General features: G+C 53.6%; 22 protein-coding genes and 1 riboswitch. Of the genes, 8 read left to right on the top strand and 14 right to left on the bottom strand.

Going from position 1 to position 20,764, the window contains the following annotated elements; all coding sequences use genetic code 11:
- Position 1: 1 nt before the first annotated feature.
- The 5 genes from IRJ17_RS18625 to IRJ17_RS18645 form a co-directional block, all read right to left on the bottom strand.
- Positions 2 to 1,297, bottom strand: coding sequence for an acetylornithine deacetylase (locus IRJ17_RS18625; RefSeq protein WP_278189447.1), 1,296 nt, complete (start codon positions 1,295 to 1,297; stop codon positions 2 to 4).
- On the bottom strand, positions 1,290 to 2,060 hold the full coding sequence (locus IRJ17_RS18630; RefSeq protein WP_122963637.1) for a thiazole synthase: 771 nt from the start codon (positions 2,058 to 2,060) through the stop codon (positions 1,290 to 1,292). Before IRJ17_RS18630 ends, IRJ17_RS18625 begins: the two co-directional genes overlap by 8 nt.
- 5 nt (positions 2,061 to 2,065) lie before the next feature.
- Complete coding sequence (thiS, locus tag IRJ17_RS18635) at positions 2,066 to 2,269, bottom strand: sulfur carrier protein ThiS (RefSeq protein WP_063231021.1); 204 nt, start codon at positions 2,267 to 2,269, stop codon at positions 2,066 to 2,068.
- 211 nt (positions 2,270 to 2,480) lie between these two features.
- A riboswitch (TPP riboswitch) is annotated at positions 2,481 to 2,591 on the bottom strand.
- 41 nt (positions 2,592 to 2,632) lie between these two features.
- Positions 2,633 to 3,016, bottom strand: coding sequence for a kinase-associated lipoprotein KapB (gene kapB, locus IRJ17_RS18640; protein WP_063231022.1), 384 nt, complete (start codon positions 3,014 to 3,016; stop codon positions 2,633 to 2,635).
- A 42-nt stretch (positions 3,017 to 3,058) separates the two neighbouring features.
- Complete coding sequence (locus IRJ17_RS18645; RefSeq protein ID WP_122963298.1) at positions 3,059 to 4,270, bottom strand: alanyl-tRNA editing protein; 1,212 nt, start codon at positions 4,268 to 4,270, stop codon at positions 3,059 to 3,061.
- Positions 4,271 to 4,385: 115 nt separating this feature from the next.
- Here IRJ17_RS18645 and IRJ17_RS18650 point away from each other — a divergent pair, with 115 nt between their 5' ends.
- Positions 4,386 to 4,772: a DUF2203 domain-containing protein gene (locus IRJ17_RS18650; RefSeq protein ID WP_063231024.1), complete on the top strand. Its 387-nt coding sequence runs from the start codon at positions 4,386 to 4,388 to the stop codon at positions 4,770 to 4,772.
- A 15-nt stretch (positions 4,773 to 4,787) separates the two neighbouring features.
- On the opposite strand, the gene IRJ17_RS18655 is transcribed toward IRJ17_RS18650, so the two are convergent.
- From IRJ17_RS18655 to IRJ17_RS18665, 3 genes are all read right to left on the bottom strand, one after another.
- Positions 4,788 to 5,015 carry a hypothetical protein gene (locus tag IRJ17_RS18655; protein ID WP_063231025.1) on the bottom strand — a complete coding sequence of 76 codons (228 nt, stop codon included), beginning with the start codon at positions 5,013 to 5,015 and terminating at the stop codon, positions 4,788 to 4,790.
- 291 nt (positions 5,016 to 5,306) lie between these two features.
- Positions 5,307 to 6,590: a glycoside hydrolase family 18 protein gene (locus tag IRJ17_RS18660; RefSeq protein ID WP_122963299.1), complete on the bottom strand. Its 1,284-nt coding sequence runs from the start codon at positions 6,588 to 6,590 to the stop codon at positions 5,307 to 5,309.
- 64 nt (positions 6,591 to 6,654) lie between these two features.
- On the bottom strand, positions 6,655 to 6,963 hold the full coding sequence (locus IRJ17_RS18665) for a thioredoxin family protein (protein ID WP_173595961.1): 309 nt from the start codon (positions 6,961 to 6,963) through the stop codon (positions 6,655 to 6,657).
- A gap of 189 nt (positions 6,964 to 7,152) precedes the next feature.
- Between IRJ17_RS18665 and IRJ17_RS18670 the strand changes: the two genes are divergently transcribed.
- From IRJ17_RS18670 to IRJ17_RS18690, 5 genes are all read left to right on the top strand, one after another.
- Positions 7,153 to 7,536, top strand: coding sequence for a DUF6979 family protein (locus IRJ17_RS18670; protein WP_208715194.1), 384 nt, complete (start codon positions 7,153 to 7,155; stop codon positions 7,534 to 7,536).
- Between the two features lie 360 nt (positions 7,537 to 7,896).
- Entirely contained in the window at positions 7,897 to 8,148 is a 252-nt protein-coding gene (gene lepB, locus IRJ17_RS18675) for a signal peptidase I (RefSeq protein ID WP_229049911.1), read from the top strand.
- 830 nt (positions 8,149 to 8,978) lie between these two features.
- Complete coding sequence (locus tag IRJ17_RS18680; RefSeq protein ID WP_242771490.1) at positions 8,979 to 9,656, top strand: hypothetical protein; 678 nt, start codon at positions 8,979 to 8,981, stop codon at positions 9,654 to 9,656.
- Between the two features lie 68 nt (positions 9,657 to 9,724).
- Entirely contained in the window at positions 9,725 to 9,931 is a 207-nt protein-coding gene (locus tag IRJ17_RS18685) for a helix-turn-helix transcriptional regulator (protein ID WP_122963302.1), read from the top strand.
- The gene (locus IRJ17_RS18690) at positions 9,928 to 10,227 is read left to right on the top strand and encodes a hypothetical protein (RefSeq protein WP_122963303.1); all 300 of its coding nucleotides are present in this window, start codon (positions 9,928 to 9,930) and stop codon (positions 10,225 to 10,227) included. Before IRJ17_RS18685 ends, IRJ17_RS18690 begins: the two co-directional genes overlap by 4 nt.
- A gap of 204 nt (positions 10,228 to 10,431) precedes the next feature.
- Here the strand turns inward: IRJ17_RS18690 and IRJ17_RS18695 are convergent, their stop codons facing one another.
- A complete protein-coding gene (locus IRJ17_RS18695; RefSeq protein ID WP_242771492.1) occupies positions 10,432 to 11,067 on the bottom strand; it encodes a type 1 glutamine amidotransferase family protein in 636 nt (211 codons plus the stop codon).
- Between the two features lie 374 nt (positions 11,068 to 11,441).
- Here IRJ17_RS18695 and IRJ17_RS18700 point away from each other — a divergent pair, with 374 nt between their 5' ends.
- Positions 11,442 to 11,759, top strand: a complete 318-nt coding sequence (locus IRJ17_RS18700; RefSeq protein WP_242771494.1) for a hypothetical protein — start codon at positions 11,442 to 11,444, stop codon at positions 11,757 to 11,759.
- A 133-nt stretch (positions 11,760 to 11,892) separates the two neighbouring features.
- Here the strand turns inward: IRJ17_RS18700 and IRJ17_RS18705 are convergent, their stop codons facing one another.
- Complete coding sequence (locus tag IRJ17_RS18705) at positions 11,893 to 12,786, bottom strand: NAD(P)-dependent oxidoreductase (RefSeq protein WP_242771496.1); 894 nt, start codon at positions 12,784 to 12,786, stop codon at positions 11,893 to 11,895.
- 26 nt (positions 12,787 to 12,812) lie between these two features.
- Positions 12,813 to 14,264, bottom strand: a complete 1,452-nt coding sequence (locus IRJ17_RS18710) for an aldehyde dehydrogenase family protein (protein WP_242771498.1) — start codon at positions 14,262 to 14,264, stop codon at positions 12,813 to 12,815.
- 124 nt (positions 14,265 to 14,388) lie between these two features.
- On the opposite strand from IRJ17_RS18710, the gene IRJ17_RS18715 reads away from it, so the two are divergent.
- Entirely contained in the window at positions 14,389 to 16,521 is a 2,133-nt protein-coding gene (locus IRJ17_RS18715; RefSeq protein ID WP_242771500.1) for a helix-turn-helix domain-containing protein, read from the top strand.
- A 61-nt stretch (positions 16,522 to 16,582) separates the two neighbouring features.
- Here the strand turns inward: IRJ17_RS18715 and IRJ17_RS18720 are convergent, their stop codons facing one another.
- The 3 genes from IRJ17_RS18720 to IRJ17_RS18730 form a co-directional block, all read right to left on the bottom strand.
- Positions 16,583 to 18,079, bottom strand: coding sequence for a long-chain-fatty-acid--CoA ligase (locus tag IRJ17_RS18720; protein WP_173595954.1), 1,497 nt, complete (start codon positions 18,077 to 18,079; stop codon positions 16,583 to 16,585).
- A gap of 63 nt (positions 18,080 to 18,142) precedes the next feature.
- The gene (locus tag IRJ17_RS18725; RefSeq protein ID WP_122963310.1) at positions 18,143 to 19,399 is read right to left on the bottom strand and encodes an MFS transporter; all 1,257 of its coding nucleotides are present in this window, start codon (positions 19,397 to 19,399) and stop codon (positions 18,143 to 18,145) included.
- A 41-nt stretch (positions 19,400 to 19,440) separates the two neighbouring features.
- Positions 19,441 to 20,745, bottom strand: a complete 1,305-nt coding sequence (locus IRJ17_RS18730; RefSeq protein WP_122963311.1) for a CapA family protein — start codon at positions 20,743 to 20,745, stop codon at positions 19,441 to 19,443.
- Positions 20,746 to 20,764: the final 19 nt, after the last annotated feature.

Genomic DNA, 20,764 nt, shown 5'->3' on the forward strand with positions numbered 1-20,764 from the left:
CTCACTCCTTTGCTTCCTTCGGCGTATTGCACCAACTGGCGATGAAGCGGGCCATGATCTGGGCAAACTGGACGAGCTGGTCAGGATCGATCGATTCGTCTACGGCGTGCGCATGCTTCAGTTCGCCTGGCCCGAACAGGACAGCGGGGATTCCGGCATGGGCGAACCAGCCAGCGTCCGTGACCGTTGAAGACATGTCCACGACGGGTGCCGCGTGCAGCTCGCGCTCATAAGCCGCTTGCAGCTGGGCGAGTGCCGGATGATTGGCGTCCAGCTCCAGGGAAGGGAAAATTTCTCCCCGCTCCTCGATCATGGAGCGACCGCCCCAGCGAAACACGGGTGGATGTTCCCGCAGCCACACATCGGCCGCCGCCGCTCTTCTAATATGATCCTCGATCTCGCCAATCATTTGCTCATATGATTCGTTCGGATAAAAGTGAACCGTAATCCACAAGGCGCAACGGTCGGCGATAAAGGCCGCGTGTCGGCCTCCTTCGATGACGGCCGGGTTGATGGTGTTGCTGCCGGCAGGAAAACCGGGATACGCTTTCATCACAGCCCAGTCGCGCTCCAGCTCTTGCAGAGCCGAGATTACCTTCATCATTTTCTCAATCGCAGAAGCTCCGCGCACTCGTCCTCCGGCATGGATCGTCTGTGCCCGCATGCCGTCGTGCAGCGTAGTCGGGCTTTCAATCGTAATCCAGCCAGTGATGACGCCACCCTGCCCTTGCATATGCAAGTTGCTCGTGTCGACGACGACTGCGTAGTCAGCCTGGTAGCCGCGTTCAATGGCAACGAGCGTCCCCGCCTCTCCGGCTTCCTCTCCAATCACGGATTGGAACAGCAGATCGCCTGCCAGCTCGACGCCATGCTCGCGAAGCATTTGGATGGCGAACAAACTCGCAGCGAGCCCGCCCTTCATGTCCGCGACCCCGCGTCCGTACAAGCGACCGTCTGCGCCGAGCGTCAGCGAAAAGGGCGGATACGTCCAGCCCGTTTCGTCTCCAACCTCGGCCACATCGATATGCCCATTGACAATCAGGCTGTTTGCCCGCGCCGAATCACGGCCCGAAAGACGACCTACCACGTTGTCGTCGCCGGGGTAAACCTGGAAGCGATCCACCGCAAAGCCCATGTCTGCAAGCTGGCTTGCGATGACGGATTGCGCCTCGTCGCTGTTTCGCGCAGGCGGACTGACGGTCGGCTGGGAAACGAGCTTTGCCAACAGGGCGAACAGCTCGTCCTTGCGATTGGCGATCGACTCTACCGCTTCTGTCAGACGATCCACGCTACTCAATCATCCCTTCCACCGGGCTGCTCGCTTGCGCGTAACGTTTTTTCGGGATGCGTCCTGCCAAAAAGCCTTTGCGTCCCGCTTCCACGCCCAGCTTCATCGCTTCTGCCATCAAAACCGGATTGTCCGCGAGAGCAACAGCCGTATTCAACAAGACACCGTCTGCGCCCAGCTCCATTGCTTTCGCGCAATCTGCCGGAGAACCGATTCCCGCATCGACGATGATCGGCACTTTGGCGTCCTCGATGATGAAGCGCAGATTGTTTTCGTTGACGATTCCCTGGCCGGAACCGATCGGCGACGCTCCTGGCATGACGGCATGAACGCCTACATCCTGCAAGCGCTTGGCGAGAATCGGATCGTCGTTCGTGTAAGTCAACACGATGAAGCCTTCCTCGACCAAAATTTTCGACGCTTCCAATGTGCCGATCGGATCAGGCAGCAATGTTTTCGGGTCACCGATGACCTCTACCTTGATCATGTCGCACAAGCCGGACGCTTTCGCCAGGCGGGCGATGCGCACCGCTTCCTCGGCTGTATAGGCTCCTGCTGTATTTGGCAGCAGAGTGAATTTTTTCAGATCGAGCTGTTCCAAAAAGTTCGGTTCTTGCGGATTTTCCAAATTCAGTCGGCGAATGGCGAACGTCAAAATTTCCGCTTCCGACACTTCCACCGCTTTCCCTTGCGTTTCCAAGTCTGCGAATTTTCCAGTTCCGAGCAACAAGCGGGAGCGAAACTCGTAAGGTCCAATTTTCAAAGTATCCATGATGATCATCCTCCTCCGACAAAATGAACGATTTCGATGCGGTCTCCATCGGCAATCGGCGTTTGTTCATACAGGGAGCGGTCGATAATTTCTCCGTTGCGCTCCACGACCACGATTTTCTCTTGCAGGGAATACGAAGCGAGCAAAGCGCGAACCGTATTGATTTCGGCCGAAAGCTCTGCTGTTTTTCCATTCAGCACAACAACCATTGTATTCCTCCTTCTTGGTGGCACTTGCCGAGGGACAAAAAACGGCTTCCCTCGCCTGCCGGAAGTCACTCCAGTCAAACGGTGGAAGCCGTATACGTATCCAAACGGACAGATGGAATAAAAAAACCATCCGCCGTGGGATGGTTGAGTTGATCTCATCAACTGGTGCGCATCCTCTGCGAAAAATCTCGCAAACGACCGCCCTAGTGAAATCGATTCATATACCTCTTCCTCCGCTGGCATGACCCAGGTCAGGTTCAACGGTCAGTAACACACTCGTTACAATCTCAGCCAACGACGCTCGGCCCCCGTTTGGTAGTAAACCTATGCAATTGTCTTACGTTCGAGTATTACAGTACCACTCTATTTCGGGTTTGTAAAGGTTTCCTTGTGCATTGCTTCCAGTTCCGTCAGGCAGCGCTGTGCCCAAGCCGCCATTTTTCTCAGCTTGTCCATCTCGCTCTCCATGGCGATGCGCACAGATTCTTTGTACTCGGGCACCTCGCCGTTGTAACGCATCACTGCCGACACCGGGGCCATGAATTTTTCCAGATAAGAAAGCGCTGGACGCTGGTGGAACAGCGGCACGTCTACTTCATAGGAAGTGTGCAGATCGCCCTGTTGCGGGTATTTCGTCACTGCCAGCACTTTGACCAAAAGTTTTGTATCGTGAATTTCCAGCACTTCGGCGATGTATTCTCCTGTCCGCTGTTTGACGCGGACTTTGTCTCCGGGATTCCAGAACATGATAGACTCCTCCTTGCATTGTCGTTATGGTTGCGCGTCGTATTAAGCCAGCAGCTGGGCAAGCAGCTTGCGCGCGTGGGCAATTACTTCGTCAGCATGCGGCTCGGACTGTCCGCCGCCTTGGGCCATCGCCGGGTTGCCGCCGCCTTTTCCGGCAATCAATGGCAAGGTGTCTTTGATCAGCTGATTCACGGCGACATTGACTTCTTGCCCGCGTGCAAACACAAGCTGGGTTTTGTCGTCTGTTGCAGCCGCGAGCAGGCAGACGGCATCTGGAGCTTCCGCGACCATCAACTGGGCAAACTGCTGCAATTGCTGGATTGATTTGTCCGGGAACACACGGGCGATCACGCGCGCGCCACCCTCCCGCTCAGCCGTGGCGAGCTGTTTTCGCACCTCGACCTCAAGCAATTGTTTTTCCACTTCGGCGAGCTTGGCTTTTAGCGAATCGCGCTCGGACAAAACACGCTCCGCCTGGACGATCAGCTCGGCCTCGCTCGTGACGAGCAGCTTGGCCAGTTCGCGGACAGTCGCCTGCTTGCGCGTGTAATCCCGCAAAGCGCGCAAACCGCAAATAAATTCCAGGCGGATGTTCCCGCGATGGCGCTCCCAGCCGAGAATTTTGATGGCGCCCACCTCACCCGTGCGCGCTGGATGGGTTCCCCCGCATGGATTGTAGTCGTATTCGGGGATGATGACGACCCGGACGTTTTCTGTCACGGTCGGCTGCTTTTTCAACGGCAAGCTGGCAAGCTCCTCGTCGTCCACAAAACGGGCGATGATCGGATGATTTTCCAGCACAACCTGATTGGCTCGCTGCTCGACAGCTTCCCATACATCAGCCGTCAGCTCATCCAGTCGCACGTCGATGGTCACGCGCTCTTTTCCCAAGTGAAACGCAACCGTCTCCGCCTGGGCGACTTCCAGAAACGCAGCGGACAAAATGTGCTGCCCGGCATGCTGCTGCATGTGATCAAAGCGGCGATCCCAGTCGATTTGTCCCGTTACTTCCGTGCACTCTTCCGGAAGGGGCACTTCCAGCCGATGGCGCACTTCGCCGTCTACTTCCTCCACATCCACGACCCGGCATTCGTTCAAGCTGCCGAGATCGGAGGGCTGTCCGCCTCCCGTCGGGTAAAAAGCCGTCTGGCTCAACACGACATATGGCGTGCCATCTGCTTCCTGACCGCGCTTTTGTACGTGTGCCGCAAACGTTCTCGTATACGCATCCTGGTAATAAAGTCTGTCTTCCATGTTTGCTCCTTGCCGCCGGAAGGAAAAGACAACTGCTTTTTTCGCATTCCGGCCGTTTTCTCCCGCCAGGGGTTCTTAGTATACTGGTACCATACAGATCGAGGAGGGGTTATCCTTGAACAAAAAAATGTTTACGCTTGCAGAAGCAAACGAATTGTTGCCATATGTACGCGAAGAGCTATCTTTTTTGCAAAAATCGAAGCGCTCTTTCTATGAACTGTATCAAAAACGCGAGCAGCTCAAAAAACAGCAGCCCCTCGATGAAGGGGCGATCTTTTCCCTGGAATGCCAGCTTGAGTTTCTCGAATTGGAAGCGAAAATGCACGTCACCCAATTAATCTCCAAAGGAATCCAGGTCAAAGACATCGATATCGGTCTGTTTGACTTTCCAGCGATGATCGACGGAGAGGAAGTGCTGCTGTGCTGGCGCGAAGGCGAGGAATCGATCACGCACTACCACGGCTTGCACGATGGCTTCATGGGCCGCAAGCCGATCGTGTAACGGCCACCTTTTCCTTTAGCCAAACAGCCGATCCATCTGCTGTTCGCGGACGAGCCGTTCCTCGGGGCTTGCCAAGTCGTATTTTTTCAACAGGTGAAACAGCTCGTTCAAACGCTCCTGGTCAAGCTCGCCTGCAAGCATGCTCTGAAATTGTCCGACCCGCTGTTCCGACAAATAGGGGGCTTGCTCGGCGAGCTTTTTTTGCACATCCTCTTTGCTGTGATCCAGTTTGCATTCTCCCATGGTTTCTCTCCTTTTCCGGTATTTACTCCCATCATACCACGATCATCCCCTTTCGAAAACGTATCCGCGCCGCCACAAGTGCCAGCTGGCGCATGTCCTGTGCCGCTGCGTCTGAGCGCATCTGCCCCCGGCTGCCCTGCATCTCGTTTTGTCAATAAAAAGGGGCTGTCCCAAAAGCCGATTTCCGACTGAGAGACGCCCTTTTTGTCTTTCAAAAACGTGGATACATCCACGGTTTCGATTGTTTGTTTGACGTTAGCTAGTCTGCGCTTTTGGGACAGCCGCTTTCACCTACGCCCGCTTGCGGACACGGAAGTTGCTTTCGATCAGGAGCCAGTTCTGCGGAAACGGCAAACCGAGCTTCCAGTAGCTGACTCCGCGCAGCCCCAGTTGTTTGACGAGGTCAAATTTGGCCTGGATAGATCGGGCATCCTCGAACCAAACCTCATGCTGCCTGCCTTCTTCATCCATATAAGTGAAAAACGGGGCTTGCGCGCGGTAGTCGTAGCGAATGACGGCGTTTTGCTGCGCCGCCAGCGCGATGGCAGCCTGCGGACTTAACGCTTTTGCCGTCGTCCCTTGCTGGAAAGGCAGCGTCCAGTCGTAGCCGTACAAATTTTGTCCCATTAAAATCTTCTCCGCCGGCATTTCCGTTATGGCGTACTGGAGAACCCGCCGCACCGGGCCAATCGGAGACACGGCCATCGGCGGTCCGCCGCTGTAGCCCCATTCATACGTCATGATCACGACGAAATCGGCAATTTCCCCAATCGCCCGATAGTCGTGCGCACTATACCATCTGCCCTGCTGCTCTGCACTCGTCTTTGGCGCCAAAGCGACGGAAACCATCATCCCCTGAGCATGTGCGCGATCGCGTGCGCGGCGCAAAAACCGGATGTACGCCTCCCGATCCTGGGCAGGAAGCGCCTCCATGTCAAAGTGGATGTCTCCCATGCCCAGCTCGCGCGCTGTGGCAAAAATGTTGTCCAGCAGCTTGTTTTGCAGCTCCTGGTTGTTCAAAACAAGACTGCCCAGTTCCGTGCTGAACTGCCCGCCCTCCAGGTTCGTGACGACGAGCATCAAGACGACCTGGTTTTCTTTGGCAATAGCCGGGAAGTCGTTCAACGTCGGACGGGCCAGCGTGCCATCCCGTTTGATCCGGAAGCTGAACGGCGCCAAATAGGTCAAATGCGGTGCAGCGGTGCGCACATCGGCTTCCAATGCGGGCGGCACTGTCTGGCGCGGCTCCACATACGCATTGAAATCGGCCGCTCGGCGCGGGCGGGGTGGAATGTACAGGCGTTGCCCGATTTGCAGCGGGCGGTATTGCGATATCCCGTTAACGCGGGCCAGCTCGGCGGCACTGATCTGATAACGCTGCCCGATCGTGTACAAGGTGTCTCCCTGCCTGACCCAGTAGTAACTGCCAACAATCGGAATCACCATCGCCTGTCCCACGACAAGCTTGCCTGGATCGGGCAGCTCATTTGCTTTCGCAATCGCCTCGGCAGTCGTCCCGTACGTCGAGGCAATCCCGGTCAGTGTCTGTCCTTCTTCCACTACATGGATTTGCATGAGCCTCCCCCTTCGCAAAATGTCTCTCTTTCTTTTATTCAAGGCGAAGGGGATAGGTGTTTGTCTAGACGAGTGTTTTCAGCACATCGTACAAATAGCCGACAGAGCGCAAGGCATAATGCCTGCTTTCGACCGACCCGCCGCGAAACACAAACAATGCGGGAACGCTGGTAATTTGCAACTGCTCCGCCAATGCCGGAGCCAGATTAATATTGAGCTGGTACAACGGAAGCTCGGGCCGCGCTGCGCTGATGACGGAAAGCATCCGCTCCGCCAGCTTGCAAGTGCCGCACATCGGTGTGTAAACAAACAGCGCCAAGACCGCTTTTTCCCGGCACAAACGGGCGAACGTGCTTGTGTCTATGTCTTGCATGGTGCGGGAGTCTCCTTTTTTCTCGGATTCTTTATGCTAGGCAGGTCGCGGCTTTTTTGTCAATGGATGGGGGGAGGAAAGCTCATATCTATTATTCTGCGAGAAGGATTGATCGTGGTTCGTTTCTTGCTTACAATGTCCGTAATGAAGCAGCTCATCCTAGCTGTTAGTAAAGACGGGAGGTTTTTTATGATGGGAAAATACGGAGATACAGCACTTATGACCATGAAGCTGGTTGAATCCCAAGAAGCCAGTAGTCCACTGGAAGCTTGGGAGAGAGCGTCTATCCATATGTTTGGAGCAGGTACAGCTAGTCAGAAAAAGGGTTGCCCGAAAAGTGCATTTTTCGGACTTTGTGAAGAGGGATTCGTTCGTGGCATTGAGCCTGGAAGTTACACAACCTCAGTGGACAACAAAGCTTACGCCCTTCAAGCAGTTGAATGGCTAAAGAAAAACCCTTCTCTTTCACCAAAACCAACCCAGTTGTGGAAAGCGCTTCACATTCCGAAAAGCCACAACAATCAGATGGATGTTGTCCTCTCGCTGTGGAATCATGGCTATATCGATCGCTAGAAAAACGCGCGCCTCTTCTTCCTATGATCAAGAGAATCCCCCTCTCCTTGCAAAAGAAAAAGCACCCCGTCAGGTGCCATTTATCTGTTCCGCAATTTGCTCACGATAATCGGGATCGCGATTAGGGTAATAACGATCGGAAAAGAAACGTCACCGATTGCCGAGATGAGTTCCACTTGGTTCAAGCTCACTGCTTCCATGATTTCCCTCCTCTTTCCTCTATTAGACTTCCTATCCGGAGCAAAGTTGCGTAATCAGCATGATTCTGTCCATCGCCGTTCTTGCCCAAAACCTGGGGTAAGGTACTTTTGGGGCATCTCATCTATAAGTATGATGGAGGAAAAACATAAGGTGGCTCTCATGAAAAGCATCACTCTTTTCTTATCGCTTTTCCTGCTGGTTGATGAGCCGTATTTGTCATCGGGCAAAAAGACTGTCCACGAAGACAACATCCCGTTTACAGATGATTTTGGCCCGATCACGATTCCAAACGATGCCGCCTTTGTGATGGGAGATAATCGCTTGAACAGCTATGACAGCCGCTCTGTTGGACCTGTACCCATTGCACAAGTGATCGGGAAAGCAGCCAAAAAACTCGCAGAAAAGCGCTGATTTCAGGCATTGGTTCATTGGGCTTATATGCCTCTTTGAAAAAATAAATGGAATTAACATAATTTTTTTACATAAATTGGTGACTTTTTCCCTCTCTTTTACGACTTTTTAGTAGAGTGCTTGTTTCACTCTTCTATTCCTGTCAAAAGGAGGTGATCTTTGTGAAAAAGGTTGTTGCGATGATTTTTACCGCTGTGATGATCATGTCGATTTGCGGCAGTGCTCTCGCTTACCAGGGAACTGGATATTTGCCGCTGCTTCGATAGAAATGCCACCCGGGTGCTGAAAAAGCACCCTTTCTTTTTGGGAGATTTGACATGCGATTGCGATTATTTACCCGCTATATGGAAAAATGTGTAATATGCGTCTGAATCGGCGTCTCTTCCTGGCAAAATCATTTTGACATAATGAATATTATGTAAACCAAAACTTTACTGAATGCCTTCTCTTCCTTCCCCTGATTCCTCTACCGCGCGATATCCAGATGATGGTATTGTGCTACAAGTAAGCATACATTCGCTTTTCAAATTTTCATCGCAGAATTGACAAAAGGGAGAGAGCCTACTGAAATTCAGATTGCTATTTTTCCTGCCATTGCTCGTTTTACTACCCGCCACCTTCGTTGGTGCTTTGGCGATGAGCGTGCATGAAGTCCCGCCCTCGATATGGCTGCAAAATATAGTCGTATTCATCATTGCGGGAGCGTATCCGCACTCATCCTTGCCAGAAACAGACACCCTCATGCAAATCGATCGCGGAACATTATCCTCACGACCGCAGTGCTCTTTCTTTTCCTGCTGCTAACCTTCTGGGACAGCGGCATCGACAATGTGCACCGCTGGATTGCGCTCGGCCCTTTGCGTTTTCATGTGGCCAGCATCGTCATCCCCTTTTTCATTATGCAATTATGGCGACTATTGAAAGCCGAAAACTGGTGGTTTTCCTTTCTGCTGACGGCAGCAACGTCCTTGCTGTTGTTTTTGCAACCAGATGCCTCGCAACTTACTGCCTTCACTGTCTCCATGGCTATTCTTTTATGGAGTCGAGCAGATCGAAGCATCCTTCGTTTTGTCTCTGTGGGCCTGCTCTTTATTTTCGCAGTTATATCGTGGATCAATCTCGATCGCTTATTGCCTGTTCCCTATGTCGAAAAAATTTTGTACCTGGTTGCTGACATGGGAATGGTTTGGCTGCTTGTCGGAGTCCTTTCCATTTTCGCACTGATTGCCCCTTTTCTGTTGCTGCATTCTGCGCATGCCAAAATCGTTTCCATCGCACTCGGCGTGCATTTTGCTGTGCTTTTCCTGGCAGCGCTTTTCGGCAATTTTCCTGTACCGATCATCGGATACGGCGTCTCGCCAATGATTGGGTATATCATCGCCTTGACATCGATCATACGCGCAAGAAATGACCTGCCTTGCTCATGGCGCAGGTCATTTTTTGCCAAAAAGCATCGAGCAGTCAAGCAAGCTGACGTTTGGGTGCAAAGCCGCTCCCACTCCATGTAAAGCTAACTTGACACACCACCACCTGTAAAGTACACTTTACGTAAAGTTAGCTTTACAGGTGGTGTATGATGAAAAATCGCGTTCGTGAAAGACGTCTGGAGCAAGGCTGGTCACAAGATGCGTTATCGGAAAAGGTGGGTGTTTCACGACAAACGATCATTTCTTTGGAAAATGGAAAATACAACGCTTCCTTGATCCTCGCGCATAAGCTGGCACAAGTATTCGGCTGCATCATTGAAGAGCTGTTTATTTTTGAAGGAGATGAGAATATATGATCGATACCTATTTCGGTTTGTTCGGTTTGCTTGGCGGGCTGATCATCGGCTTATCCGGTCTTTATTGGGGCAACAAACTGGCCGGGAAAAGGCGTGGATTGGACGAACGCCACCACCTGATCCGCACGAAGGCAAAATCGTCCTCGTGGATCATCACGCTGGCAGCCGTCTACGTTCTGTTTGCCGTTGCCATTTTGAATCCGGGCGTCTCGCTTGCTTTTGTCCTCGCGATGATCATACTGGTGCAGTTAGGCAGTTGGTGCTGCTTCATCTTTTATTACCAGACGAAATATTGAACAGGCGAACACTTGGGCATTGCCTATCCGCGACAAAACCCGCCGCTTGAACAAGAGGGACGGGTTTTGTTCTGAGAAGCGCCCCAAATACAAGGCAGAGAACGTCTCGACTTTTTTCATAAAAGCGGGGGTTAGCGCCTGTAATCAGCACTTTTCCCCCGAAAAAGGGAACCACGCTCATGGCTGCTTCCATTTTTGCTTAACCTATCCCTCCTGCTCCTGCATCGTCTCCATCATCGTAAAAAAATAGCGGCCATCGCCAGTCTGGAAGTAGCGATACCACGCCTCCAACGTGTCCTTTTTAAACAGATCGAGCAGCGCAATCACTTCCCGCGCCAATAGCAGGCTGCCAGCAGCGCTGGTCGTGATCAGATTGCCGTCTACGACGATCTGCTCGTCCTGATAAAAGGCAGCGCCTTTGTACGTCGGACAAAACATCGTCAAATAATCCAAGCTGTTGCTCGTATGCTTACGCTTATCCAATAAACCGGCATTGGCAAGGGCGGCCGTCGCTCCACATATCGCTGCCACATTGCCGCCTGCGTCCAGCAGTTGTTTTGCTGTCTCGACGATCGGGGCATGCTCGGGATCATTCCAACGGTCTGCTCCCGGCAAGAGCAAGATCGCGGCAGTTTCATGGGGGATCTCATCGACCATCACATCCGGCACAACCGTCACGCCGCCCTTTGTCGTGATCGGACGTTTGGAAGCCCCGACCGTTTTGACAGGAAGACGGCTCCCCCTGTTTTTAAAATATTGACCCGAGTTCAACTCGGCAATTACCAAGCCAAGCTCCCAATCTGCCATCGTGTCCAGCACATAAACGTAAGCGTATTTCATGTGATCCTCCCGGGGTTTCTCTGATTTCTCCACTGATAAGGGCGTCGAATGCTTGTCTATACCGAATTGTAAACGTCCAATGTTGACAACAGCATGTCAATGATCTCTCACGTCTGCCCCCATTTTTTTATTGAGCTTGTCGGCTATATCCATATCAATCGGAGAAATGCAAAAAAGAGGAGGAAATCCCGTCAATCTATAACTTTAGTTAGGCCTTCAAAAACATAAAAATTGGTACAATCGAATAGCCCGTTGTACATTTTCTCTCTTTTACTGTTGATGGAACGCCGTGTGCGATGAAAGTCGCCCGCACGGTGTAGGCTCGAACGAACACCCTCACCCACAGAAGGGGATAAGTCGGGAATAGCTATCAAGTGATTATGAGACCTGCTCAAATTTTGGAACCTGCTGGACTTTCGATTAGCCAATCTCCAGTCATCGTCAAATGCGGTGAGTATACGTACTGGTCGTATACACCTTCGACGAATGACCTTGTACTGGTTGTCGTCGCCTTTGATTCCAACAACCAGGAAGTCAAACGCTGGGAAGTTCCAGGTTATCGGTATACGCTCGACATTGGGATCGACAACCAAAATCGAACCGTAGTGTTCTACATGTGGCAAAAAGCTCCCAACTATCCAAACGGCTCCTATCCTGTTTCTTTGACATGGGATGAGCTGCGGATTAACTAACTTGCCTTCAACGCCCCTCGGGATCACCCGGGGGTATTTTCTTATCTGAATAGGCGTACTGCTTTCATCTGGTGCCATTCCAGCAAAAAAGCCGACGCCCCTCCAACGGGAACATCGGCTTTTGCCAAAACCTTTATCTGGCGATCGTCGTACCAGCCAGCTCTTCCGTCACCGTGCACACAGCGGAAGAATCCCAGCTGCCTTTTCCTTGCGCCTTGGCTGCTTCATACATTTGCGCCACGGTGCCGCCGACGAGGACGGGAACGTGTTGCTCGCGAGCCGCAGCCGCGTACAGTTGCAAGTCTTTGTGCATATGATCGAGCGAAAAGATCGCATTTTCGTACGTGCCATACAAAATATTCGGGCCAAACACAGACAGCACGCGATTGTGGGCGGAGCCTTTCTCGATGACGGCGGCAAGCTTGTGCGGGTCCACTCCTGCTTTTGCCCCTACGCTGAATGCTTCGCCAAGAGCGGCCGTGATGACAGCGACGACAGAGTTGTGACACAGCTTGGCTACCTGACCGGAACCGGACTCTCCGAGGTAAAAAATTTCTTTGCCGATTCCTTGCAAGTACGGCATGATCTCAGGCAGCTTGCTTTCATCTCCCCCGACCATGATCGTCAAGGTCCCTGCTGCCGAGCCTGCTGGCCCGCCGCTAACCGGGCAATCAAAGTAGGAAATGCCCCGCTCAAGCCCGGCCTGATTCAACCGTTTGGCCGTCGCCGGATCGATCGTGCTCGTGTCAAAGACGAAGCTGCCTGGGCGAAGCTCGGCAAAAAGTCCGGCCTGTCCCAGCATGACCTCCTCCACGACAGAGGGACCAGGCAGCGAGGCGAAAACAGCTTTTGCCACGCTCCCTATCGCTTGCACGCTGTCTACGACAACGGCCCCTTTTTCCGCAGCCCACTCTTTTGCCGCCGGACTTGGATCATACGCGTACACTTGATAGCCTTTTTGCAACAGGCTGCCGATCATCCCTTTGCCCATTGCGCCGATGCCAATGACTCCAATCGTCGCTTCCATCTCTCTTCCCCCTATCTATCCAGAACTTATGGCCGGATGTAAACCGTCTTCGTTTCGACATAGAAATCGAGCGCGGATTCGCCCTGCTCTCTCGGCCCCAGGCCGGAGATTTTTTTGCCGCCAAACGGAAATTGCGATTCAAAATGGGTAGACGGCATATTGACGTGCGTCACGCCTGACTGGATACCTTTCACAAACTGGAACGCTTTTTGCAGATCGTTGGTAAAGATCGTGGAAGACAAGCCGAACTCCACCTGGTTTGCGATTTCCATGGCGTGATCGAACGAATCGACGTCAATGACCGCGATCACGGGCGCGAAAATCTCTTCTTTGGCAATCGTCATCTCCTGCGTGATTCCGGTAAAGACGGTTGGAGCGACGAAGTAACCGTTCGCCAAATCTCCGTCTGTCAGCCGCTGGCCGCCGCATTCCAGCACGCCGCCTTCCTCGATGCCTTTTTGAACATAATGCAAATACAGGTTGAGCTGATGCTCGTCCACGACCGGGCCGTTATGGCTTTCCGGATCGAAGCCATTGCCAACTTTCAGGCTGCGTGCGCGCTCCACCAGCTTGCGCTTCACTTCCTCCGCCACTTCCGGTACGACCAGGACGCGGCTTGTTCCCGTGCACCGCTGTCCGTTGTCAAAAAAGCCGCTGGTCACGATGCAATCGATGGCAAGGTCAATATCTGCATCCGCCAAAATGATTGCCGGGTTTTTCCCGCCCATTTCCGCCTGAATTTTGCCGCCGCGGGCACCGACCGCTTTTCCTAACGCCAAACCGACCTCCGACGATCCCGTAAACGAAATCCCTTTGATCAGCGGATGATTGGACAGCTCGTCCCCGATTACCGAGCCAGGACCAGTCACCAGATTGACAACGCCTTTTGGCACGCCGCTTTCAATCAGGAGTTCCGTCAGCTTGACGCTGATCAAGGAGGTGTTGCTGGCAGGCTTGAAGACGACTGTGTTGCCCGCGAGAATAGCCGGAACGATTTTCCACAGGCCGATTCCGAGCGGGAAGTTCCACGGCGCGATAATCGCGAAGACGCCAATCGGCTCGCGCACCGTGTAGCCCAGCACACGCTCATCAAACGAAGGGACGGTTTGCCCCGTCAAACGAGTGGCTTCTCCTGTCAACTGCTTCATGGAGGCAATCGTCTTGAGCACCTCGCCCCGCGCTTCCCGCAATGTTTTTCCTACTTCGCTTGTAATGATCGCAGCCAGTTCTTCTCTCTGCTCTTCCAGCAGGCGAATGAGCGTAAACAGAAACTCTCCGCGCACCGGAGCCGATTTTTTGGTCCAGTCAGGAAAAGCTTGTGCTGCCGCTTCGATGGCAGACCGCGCATCCAGTCCATCGGATTTTTGAAAATAGCCGAGCACCTCGCTCGTATTGGCAGGGTTCGTGCTAGGAAATACTTGTCCGGTATGGCTATCCACCCATTCACCGTTGATGTAGTTCTTGTACGTTGTCGTCATGTATGACTCCCACCTTCCGTCTTCGATAACCATATTGTATAAATTCAAAATTGTTTATACAATGTAGACACACACACAAATAAAATGAATTTTATATACATTTCTCTACATGGAAGGTGTCCACATGCATACTCTTTCCTACTTGAACGAAAAGTTGAGTGCGTGGCTTGCCATTGCGCCTGCGTCGATCTGGGTTCGCCTCCCGCGCGACCGCCAATTTCGGCTGGCCTATACAGTGACGCCGTCAGCTGCCGTCGCTTTCGGGACCTTGCTGACCGCTCCCGCCACGCTCCCGGCTCATGAGCAAGAGCGCTACCGATATGAAAAAATCGAGGACAAACATTTGCTGCGGTTCTTTTTCGCTGAGGAAGGACAAGCGCTCATCTGGTTGGACTCCCCCTCGGAAGCGGCCTCCACGTTGACGGAAGATCAATGGGAGCTATTGTGGCTCGGGTTGAAACTGCATCTCGCAGAAGAAGCGATTGCGAGCAAAAACGCCGAATGGAGCAAACTTTTGGCAGGCATCCGCTCGATTTCCGGTACGCTTGATACCGAAGCGATCATTCGCGACATCATCGGCAATGCCCTGTCCGTCATCCCTGCCGCTGACGCCGGACTGCTGCATTTGTACGATCCTGCCATCGACCGCCTCGTGCCGAAAGCGACCGTCGGCTTTCACGACACGCTGTTCAAAGACTTTCGCCTGAAAATCGGCGAGTCGATCGCCGGGAAAGTCTTTTTGGACGGACAACCCCGCCTGTATCGCTCCCATCCCGAGACGACGCAAGCGATGAGAGACATTTCCGCGGACAATTTTCACTCGTTGAACCACGCGAAAGACTTGCAAAATTTGAACGGGCTTTTATGTGTGCCGATCTCGATTGCCGAAAAGCGAATTGGCGTGCTCGTCCTGCACCAATTTCACCAAGACAACGAGTTTACCGACTACGACCTCGCCCTGTTGCAAGGCTTCGCCGATCAAACCTCTGTCGCGCTGCAAAATGCCGAGCTGTACGCCGAGACGAAGCAGGCTTATGAAAACATGGCCACGCTCAGCGCCCAACTGCAAGCCCGGCATGATGATCTGATCAAGCGCAACAAAATTCACGAATCGATCAAGCAAATGTCCCTGCAAAACAAAGATGCGGCCACAATTGTGAAGGCACTGTCGCGCATGACCGCCAAGCCCATTCAGTTCGTAGACTGGCTGGAAGAGGGCCACGAAGCTTTTGCCCAGCTCCCCTACTTCAACCGCGACGAGCTGCACACTTTGCTGGCTGGACGTCGCCACCCGCTTTTTGTCCACTTGTATTCCGCAGGGCGTGCGGACAGCGAATACTGTTACCTGTATCCGCTGATCAACGGCAGCGTGCTGCTCGGCTGCCTGATCATCCCTTCCGCCAAAACAGGCTTGTCGGAGCTGGCGAGAATGACAATTGAGCAAGGGCGGTCCGTGCTCACTCTCGATTTGGTGAAAAAGCAGTCGATCAGCTCTGTCTTGTACAAGCGTGCCCACGACCTTTTCCAGGAAGTAATCGGCAGCAAAGGCAACGACCTGTTGGAACGCGCCCGCACACTCGGACTGGTGCCGCACGCCCACTACCTCGTGGTCTACGCTCATCTGAGTCACTGCCACGATCTCGCTCTGCTCGAAGCCAACATCCATCGGCTAGTGAACCGCTGGAAGCGCGATTTTGCCCCTGCACAAGTGCTGACCTACGGCTTTCACAATCACGTCACACTCCTGCTGCAAATGAATGGAACAGAGGAGCGAAAAGCTTTGAGCGAGCAACTGCAAACAGCCGTGGAGGAATGGGAGCGGGCCCAGGAAGCGTCCTTGTCGATTGGAGTAGGCAGCATGATCGAAGGCGTCGAGCATCTGGGCAAAAGCTTTGAGGAAGCGAGAAAAGCGGCGCACTACTTGGCGGCACGAAATCGCAGCGGTGTCATCCATTACGCCGACCTGGGCGTCAATCGCCTGATGCTCAACCAAAGCCAGGCTGACATTGACGCTTTTGTCGCCGACGTGTTTGCTCCCTTTTGGGCTGAGCCACAAAAATATCAGGAGTGGGAGCACACGCTTGTGACGTATATCAAATGCAGCCAGTCGCCGCAGCAAACCGCCCGCGAGCTGCACATCCACGTCAACACGCTCTATCAGCGGCTGAAAAAAGTGGAGGAACTGCTGGAAATCGACCTGCACCGTCCCGAAGACTTGCTCAAGGTCCAGCTCGCCTGCCATCTCCGCTACGAATAGCTTTTTCGCGCAAAGAAAAACCAGACTCACTTCGACGTGGGTCTGGTTTTTTCGTATCGTTTTACTTGCGCAAGGAACGGCGCAAAATTTTGCCTGTGGTGTTTTTCGGAAGCTCCGGCACGATTTCCACCTGGCGCGGCACCTTGTATTTCGCCAGCTTATCCTGGCAAAAGGCGACGATGTCTTCCTGCGAAACCGCCACTTCTTTTAGCGCGACAAAAGCTTTGACCGCTTCGCCGTGCACCTCGTCGGGAACTCCGATGACCGCCGCCTCGATCACGGCAGGGTGCTGGTACAGCACTTCCTCCACTTCACGCGGATAGACGTTGTAGCCATCGACGAGAATCATGTCCTTTTTGCGGTCGACGATGTAGACATACCCCTCCTCGTCCATCCGCGCCATATCCCCTGTGTACAGCCAGCCGTCCTTGAGCGCGGCCTTCGTATCTTCCGGCAGCCCCAGGTAGCCGAGCATGACATTCGGCCCTTGCACAGCCAGCTCGCCTACCTCGCCCCTCGGCAATTCGTTGCCTTCCGGGTCGACGACCTTGTTCAAGACATGCGGCAAGTTTATCCCGACCGAACCGGGCTTTCTCGTGCCGCGCAGCGGGTTGAAGGCTGTTGCCGGAGCAGCTTCGGACAGCCCGTAGCCTTCCAGTACCTTCACTTCGTACTTGGCTTCGAATTTGTGCAGCAGCTCGACAGGCATCGATGCGCCACCCGAGCAGCAGAGACGGATCGAAGCGAAATCTTCCTTCGTCGCATGCGGCAGTTGCAGCATGTAATTGTACATCGTCGGCACCCCGGCAAAGCAGGTCGCCTGTTGCTCGCGGATCGTATTGACCACTTCGACAGGGTGGAAACGCGGAATGATGATCATCGCCGCTCCGTAGCGAATCGGACCGTTCAGGCACACCGTCATGCAAAAGACGTGGAACATCGGCAATACCGCGACTACCCGATCTTCCGGGATCAGCTCGAACAAAATTCCCATCGCCTCTGCGTTGGAGGCCATGTTGCGGTGGGACAGCATTGCCCCTTTTGGCTGCCCGGTCGTACCGGACGTGTACAAAATGACCGCCAAATCGTCTTCGTTTCGCTCCGGCTCCACAAAGCTGCCGTCTCCCGCTTGTGCTACCTGCGCCAACGTCAGCTCGTCGCCTGTCGCTTCGTTGTAGATGAGATGTGTCAAATGCTCCAGTTGTTCCTTCAGGGGTGTCAGGACAGGTTCGAGCGCAGCGAGGGCAATGACCGCTTTTGTCTGGCTGTTGGCGAGAATGAAGCTGATTTCTCGCGGCGTGTAGATCGGGTTCATCGGGACAACGGCCGCACCCACGCGCAAAATCGCGTAGTAAGCGCTTACAAAATCGGGTCGATTGTCCATGATCAGCGCTACAGCGTCTCCCTTGCCAATCCCGAGCTTGGACAAGCCTTGCGCCAGCTCATCGACCCGGCGGTTCAGCTCCTGGAAGGTAGTCGTCTCCCCCAAAAATATGTAGGCGGGATGGTCTGGGAAATTTTGCGCGCTTTGCAGCAAATTTTCGTTCAAATGATACATCGCTCATCTACCCCCTTTTCAGAAAATTTTAACACCTGAGACGAGCATGATAAAGCTTTTCTTTTAGGAAATCGTGGGGATTTGCGCTGCTGTCGCTGTCTTGTTTTCTTCCCGTTTGGCAAAGAGCAGGAACAGCACGCCGCAACCGACAAACAACAAGGCATTTACGATCATCGCCTGGCCAAAACCGATGCCCACATTGGGCGCTGCTTGCACAATCGAGCCTGTGACGAGCGGAGAAATGATTCCGGCGAGCGTAACGAGGCTGGAGAGCGTGCCCACCAGCAAACCTGTGCGCTCCGGCAACATGCTGCTGACGATGACAGAGGCAGCCGTCCCTACGGAAAAAGCAAACCCTTTTCCCAAGCAAAGCGCAATCAGCACGAGCGGCAAAGACTGTACCAGCGTCACGGCGTAGAAGCAAATTCCGCCCAGGATGATGGACGCTCCTCCCACCAGCACGTACGATTTGCGATAACTCCGATGTTTTTTGTACAGACGATCGCCTGTCCAGGAGATCAAGATCGTCATCAATCCGGCCAAAAGTCCCATGCCAGCAATCGCGTAAGCCATTTGTTGATTCGTCAGGTGAATCACTTGCACCAGGTAGACAGGTTCCCACACAGCGGCAAAGGTTGTGCCCCACATTTGTGCGAAATAAATCAAAAAGCTGAACAAAAAGGTGGATGACAGAAAAACTTTGGATAAGTCCGACCATTTTGCCTTGGGCAGTGCTTGCACAGTCTTCGCCGCCTCGATGCTGACTTGCGGCCTGTCTTTGCCGACCCACAGCCAGATCAAAAGCCAGATCAGGCTGAGCGCACCCATGAACGCCCAGGCAAACCGCCATCCGTTGCTGTCAATGAGCGAAACGATGAGCGGTGCCGAAGCGACTGCCCCTACAAACGCGCCGAAGTTGACCGTGGAGTAAACAAGCCCGCGCTTTTCTTCGGGAAACCATTTGTTCAAGTGGCTGACGACTGTCGCCCAAAATGGTCCTTCGCCAATTCCGAGCAACACCCTGGCGATCACAAGCATCGGCAATCCGGCAATGGCGTAGGCGCCAAACTGGATAACCGTCCAGGACAAGGCCATGATGGCGAGCATCTTTTTCGTCCCGATCCGGTCGGACAACGCCGCTCCCAAAATACCAGCGATCGAGAAAAACCAGAAGAAACTGCTACCGACAAGTCCCCATTCTTTCTGGGACAAAGAAAATTCCGCCATAATAGGAACAGCCGAATAACCCGCAATCGTTTTATCGGCGTAGTTAATCATGTATAGCACGAACAGCATGATCATGGTGATTCTCGCCATCATCTGAATCACTCCATTCCAATAGGTGGGGGCAAGGCAATTACTCAGTCTTTTCTCAACCTCACGCGGCCGATTCCATCCTCGATCTCAATCACGGTTCCATACGCTTCACTCATCGTTTTCAGTCCTTGCAATATCTCGGGATCTGCACTCAACCTCGGCCAGCCCATCCGGTAGACAGGCTCCTCGAAGCCGAGTTCAATCGGGTGCAGCTCCAGCTCGCTTAGCTCGCCACCCTCCATTTTCCAAAGCGGGATGACGGACTGCCACACTTCTTTGTGCACGCACAGTCCGCGCGTATAGCCAGCGCTCATCGCTTCCAGCGCATCAGCGACGTTGTGCGAATGGTCCAGTCCGTATTGCTCGTAAAAGTCCGCTGGCTGCGAAGTGACAAGCTCGGTTTGGAACACGAAGTCTCCCAGACTGTAGAAGATCGGGCGGTTTTTGTAGATTTCAATGCCGCGCAACAGATGCGGGCCGTGTCCGACGACCGCGTGTGCCCCGGCGTCGATGCACGCTTTGGCAAAAGTCGGCAAAAAGTCGGCAGGCACTTCTTTGTCCAAGCCTTTCATCTCGTGCGCGTGGATGCTTACGACGACGTAATCCGCGCGCCGCTTCGCTTCCCCGATTCGTCTGACCATCCTGTCCAGATCGCGTGGGTGCGGCTGTGTCGATGTTCCCGCCTCTTCCCCTGCCATAAACCGGGAGGCACCGAACAAAAACACGTCTTTGCCCGGATGATTCATGAAGCCTTCCTCGATCAGCACTTTGCTGAAAGCGTTAATGTCTGTCGAATCCGCCAGCTCTTGCAGTTGGGCGAGCTTTTCTGGCGGCAGATGATGGGTCATGACATAGCGCATCGGGTTGACGCCCGGCCGTCCGATGCTGTCTGCACGCTGCTCTCCCGCCGCCCACCACGGATGAAAGGTCGATGTCGCCGCGATCAGCGCGACTCGGGCCGACTCGCATTCGAGATAGCGGGGAGCAGAAGCCTCCGCCAGATTTTTGCCAGCTCCGGCATGGACAAACCCGTATTCGTTCAGGTGGCGCTCTGTCGCTTCCAGCCCGCCGTACAAATAGTCGAGGGTGTGATTGTTCGCCCATCCGATCATGTTGAAGCCGTAGTCTTTCATCACTTGCAGCGATGACGGCGGCGACATGGCCCAGGTTCCGCCGCTTTGCGCACTCGGATACCCTTCGTTGTCATGGACGGTCGTCTCCAGATTGGCAATGCGCACATCAGCGCGCTGAAGCAAGCTGGCAATCTCGCGAAAAGCATTGTCTCGATAGGGCAGGTCGCGGGTGATGAAGCTATCTCCCGTCGCTGCAAACCAAACAGGCACAGACATGAAAAGTTCCTCCTTTATG

The organism is Brevibacillus parabrevis, from assembly GCF_022701015.1.
GTDB lineage: Bacteria > Bacillota > Bacilli > Brevibacillales > Brevibacillaceae > Brevibacillus > Brevibacillus parabrevis.